The organism is Spirosoma knui, from assembly GCF_054780635.1.
Map to the genome: position 1 here is coordinate 1 of NZ_BAAGVY010000037.1, position 946 is coordinate 946.

At 47.7% G+C, this 946-nt stretch carries 2 protein-coding genes and 1 pseudogene; all 3 read right to left on the reverse strand.

What is annotated here, in order from left to right; translation table 11 throughout:
• Positions 1-217 (reverse strand): annotated as a pseudogene (locus tag ACYVIY_RS28620) (hypothetical protein); the annotation flags it as partial.
• Positions 214-597 carry an IS3 family transposase gene (locus ACYVIY_RS28625; protein WP_460980097.1) on the reverse strand — a complete coding sequence of 128 codons (384 nt, stop codon included), beginning with the start codon at positions 595-597 and terminating at the stop codon, positions 214-216. The pseudogene ACYVIY_RS28620 and the gene ACYVIY_RS28625, both read right to left, overlap by 4 nt.
• Before the next feature lie 5 nt (positions 598-602).
• Positions 603-946 (reverse strand): transposase (locus tag ACYVIY_RS28630; protein ID WP_460980098.1); only part of this gene is annotated, 344 nt, incomplete at its 5' end.

Consider the following 946-nt stretch of genomic DNA (forward strand, 5'->3'; position numbering starts at 1 on the left):
GCAGAATAACGCCTTTCAGTTCATGACTTTGGTTCACTCGTCGCAACAGATTAATCAGGTCAAGCTGACGAATACTCCCCTGAAATAGCCAAGCAAGGATTTTGCGAGTGTACACATCGATCACGCTTAATAAATAGTAGTTCCGCCGTTCGCCCTGAACCGCACCGGCGGCCCGGCCAGACATATTTAATGTCCCATCGCAACGGCGAACCGTCACAGATATTCCAAGGGTTTGGTGGCCTTGATACGCCTGAACTTGACATATTCCCGCTTGCCAGTCGGCTTGATCACAGTGCCCAACAGTAAGTTATTTTCCTTCATCAGCCGATAGACTTTCTTCTTGTTGATCAGGTATTCCTTTTTCAGCTCATAAGTAATGTACTCATAACCAAGTGCATTGAATTCAACGTCTAACAGTTGCCGAATGCTGACTACGACCTGTTGATTGTCTACCCAAGAACCATCCAGCTTCATAGTCGTCTGGCTGGGTTTTGCACCCGCAGTGCCTGACTGGGGCTGGTAGTAATACACGCTCCGAGGCAGGCCAAGCCACTGACATAATAGGGTGCGATTCACGCGGGCTTCGAACGGTTTCATCGTCGCTAACTTCTCCTGGGTTGAATAGGTGTTTTTTTTAGCAACTCACTTTTGATTTCCAGTTCCAGGGCTTGTTTGGCCACAATCCGTTTTAATCGTTCATGCTCCTCCTCCAAGGCCCGGAGTTGGGGATCGACCCGTGTATAGGAGTCTTTCAGGCCTTCTTTGCCTTTGCTTAAATATTTCAGCCGCCATTTTCGCAGTAATGAAGGGGAAAGATGATACTTACGACATGTCTCAGCGTGGCCGTCGCGAATGGCTTCCTGAACGATAGAATAGCGGTCTTCGGGGGTGAAACTTCGCCTAATTTTACTCATGATTTCTGAATGTAGTAGGACTAAACTGTTTT